The organism is Xenorhabdus japonica (assembly GCF_900115195.1).
Taxonomy (GTDB): domain Bacteria; phylum Pseudomonadota; class Gammaproteobacteria; order Enterobacterales; family Enterobacteriaceae; genus Xenorhabdus; species Xenorhabdus japonica.
Genome location: NZ_FOVO01000066.1, coordinates 2,076 through 5,305, shown reverse-complemented (window position 1 = coordinate 5,305; position 3,230 = coordinate 2,076). Strand labels below are relative to the sequence as shown.

At 54.5% G+C, this 3,230-nt stretch carries 2 rRNA genes; both read right to left on the bottom strand.

What is annotated here, in order from left to right:
• Position 1: 1 nt before the first annotated feature.
• Positions 2-117, bottom strand: a 5S ribosomal RNA gene (rrf, locus tag BM135_RS16020).
• An 88-nt stretch (positions 118-205) separates the two neighbouring features.
• Positions 206-3,116: ribosomal RNA gene (locus tag BM135_RS16015) — 23S ribosomal RNA — on the bottom strand.
• Positions 3,117-3,230 lie beyond the last annotated feature (114 nt).

Sequence of the window (3,230 nt, the reverse complement as noted above, 5' to 3'; positions counted from 1 at the left end):
TGTCTGGCAGTGTCCTACTCTCACATGGGGAGGCCCCACACTACCATCGGCGCTACGGTGTTTCACTGCTGAGTTCGGCATGGGGTCAGGTGGGACCACCGCGCTGTTGCCGCCAGACAAATCCTGTGTTCAACCCCGAACAAGCTGCCATCTGCTTTGAAACTTTGTCATCTGCTCTCTCAGCCCAAAACACCTTCGGTGTTGTCAGGTTAAGCCGCACGGTTCATTAGTACTGGTCAGCTCAACGTCTCGCAACGCTTACACACCCAGCCTATCCACGTCCTCGTCTCGAACGTTCCTTCAGTGTCCTCTAAGGACAAGGGAAGACTCATCTCAAGGCAAGTTTCCCGCTTAGATGCTTTCAGCGGTTATCTCTGCCGCACTTAGCTACCGGGCCGTGCCATTGGCATGACAACCCGAACACCAGTGGTGCGTCCACTCCGGTCCTCTCGTACTAGGAGCAGCCCCTTTCAATCTTCCAACGCCCACGGCAGATAGGGACCGAACTGTCTCACGACGTTCTAAACCCAGCTCGCGTACCACTTTAAACGGCGAACAGCCGTACCCTTGGGACCTACTTCAGCCCCAGGATGTGATGAGCCGACATCGAGGTGCCAAACACCGCCGTCGATATGAACTCTTGGGCGGTATCAGCCTGTTATCCCCGGAGTACCTTTTATCCGTTGAGCGATGGCCCTTCCATGCAGAACCACCGGATCACTATGACCTACTTTCGTACCTGCTCGAGCTGTCACTCTCGCAGTCAAGCCAGCTTATGCCATTGCACTAACCTCACGATGTCCGACCGTGATTAGCTGACCTTCGTGCTCCTCCGTTACGCTTTGGGAGGAGACCGCCCCAGTCAAACTACCCACCAGACACTGTCCGCAGCCCGGATAACGGGCCCACGTTAGAACCTCAAACATTCAAGGGTGGTATTTCAAGGTCGGCTCCGTGCAGACTGGCGTCCGCACTTCACAGCCTCCCACCTATCCTACACATCAAGGCTCCAGGTTCAGTGTCAAGCTATAGTAAAGGTTCACGGGGTCTTTCCGTCTTGCCGCGGGTACACTGCATCTTCACAGCGAGTTCAATTTCACTGAGTCTCGGGTGGAGACAGCCTGGCCATCATTACGCCATTCGTGCAGGTCGGAACTTACCCGACAAGGAATTTCGCTACCTTAGGACCGTTATAGTTACGGCCGCCGTTTACTGGGGCTTCGATCAAGAGCTTCGCCTTGCGGCTAACCCCATCAATTAACCTTCCAGCACCGGGCAGGCGTCACACCGTATACGTCCACTTTCGTGTTTGCACAGTGCTGTGTTTTTATTAAACAGTTGCAGCCAGCTGGTATCTGCGGCTGGCTTCGGCTCCGGGCGCGGGGCCCTTCACCTAGTGCCAGCGTGCCTTCTCCCGAAGTTACGGCACCATTTTGCCTAGTTCCTTCACCCGAGTTCTCTCAAGCGCCTGAGTATTCTCTACCTGACCACCTGTGTCGGTTTGGGGTACGATCCAATGTTACCTGGTGCTTAGAGGCTTTTCCTGGAAGCAGGGCATCAGCTACTTCAGCACCGTAGTGCCTCGTCATCACGCCTCAGTGTTCACAGGTGACCGGATTTGCCAGGTCACCCCACCTACACGCTTAAACCGGGACAAACCGTCGCCCGGCCAGCCTAGCCTTCTCCGTCCCCCCTTCGCAGTAACACCGGGTACGGGAATATTAACCCGTTGCCCATCGACTACGCCTGTCGGCCTCGCCTTAGGGGTCGACTCACCCTGCCCCGATTAACGTTGGACAGGAACCCTTGGTCTTCCGGCGAGCGGGTTTTTCACCCGCTTTATCGTTACTTATGTCAGCATTCGCACTTCTGATACCTCCAGCAAACCTCACAGTTCACCTTCAACGGCTTACAGAACGCTCCCCTACCCAACAACACATTCATGTCGCTGCCGCAGCTTCGGTGCATGGTTTAGCCCCGTTACATCTTCCGCGCAGGCCGACTCGACCAGTGAGCTATTACGCTTTCTTTAAATGGTGGCTGCTTCTAAGCCAACATCCTGGCTGTCTGAGCCTTCCCACTTCGTTTCCCACTTAACCATGACTTGGGGACCTTAGCTGGCGGTCTGGGTTGTTTCCCTCTTCACGACGGACGTTAGCACCCGCCGTGTGTCTCCCGTGATAACATTCTTCGGTATTCGCAGTTTGCATCGGGTTGGTAAGTCGGGATGACCCCCTAGCCGAAACAGTGCTCTACCCCCGAAGATGACTTCACGAGGCGCTACCTAAATAGCTTTCGGGGAGAACCAGCTATCTCCCGGTTTGATTGGCCTTTCACCCCCAGCCACAAGTCATCCGCTAATTTTTCAACATTAGTCGGTTCGGTCCTCCAGTTAGTGTTACCCAACCTTCAACCTGCCCATGGCTAGATCACCGGGTTTCGGGTCTATACCCTGCAACTTAACGCCCCGTTAAGACTCGGTTTCCCTGCGGCTCCCCTATGCGGTTAACCTTGCTACAGAATATAAGTCGCTGACCCATTATACAAAAGGTACGCAGTCACCCCCTAAAAGGGGGCTCCCACTGCTTGTACGTACACGGTTTCAGGTTCTCTTTCACTCCCCTCGCCGGGGTTCTTTTCGCCTTTCCCTCACGGTACTGGTTCACTATCGGTCAGTCAGGAGTATTTAGCCTTGGAGGATGGTCCCCCCATCTTCAGACAGGATACCACGTGTCCCGCCCTACTCATCGAACTCCCACTGCCAGCGTCTTCAGATACGGGGCTGTCACCCTTTACTGCCGGCCTTTCCAGACCGTTCTCCTGACGCTGACACTGCTGCTGGTTCTGGGCTGCTCCCCGTTCGCTCGCCGCTACTGGGGGAATCTCGGTTGATTTCTTTTCCTCGGGGTACTGAGATGTTTCAGTTCCCCCGGTTCGCCTCATTAACCTATGGATTCAGTTAATGATAGTGCAACGGATTGCACTGGGTTTCCCCATTCGGATATCGCCGGCTGATGGCGCTTCATATCAGCTCACCGGCGCTTTTCGCAGATTAGCACGTCCTTCATCGCCTCTGACTGCCTAGGCATCCACCGTGTACGCTTAGTCGCTTAACCTCACAACCCGAAGGTGTCTTCGGACTGGAGTCATTGAGAGACTCATCAATGTCATTATGCAATAACACTGATTGTTTCAAATTTTCAGCTTGTTCCGGATTGTTAAAGAGCATA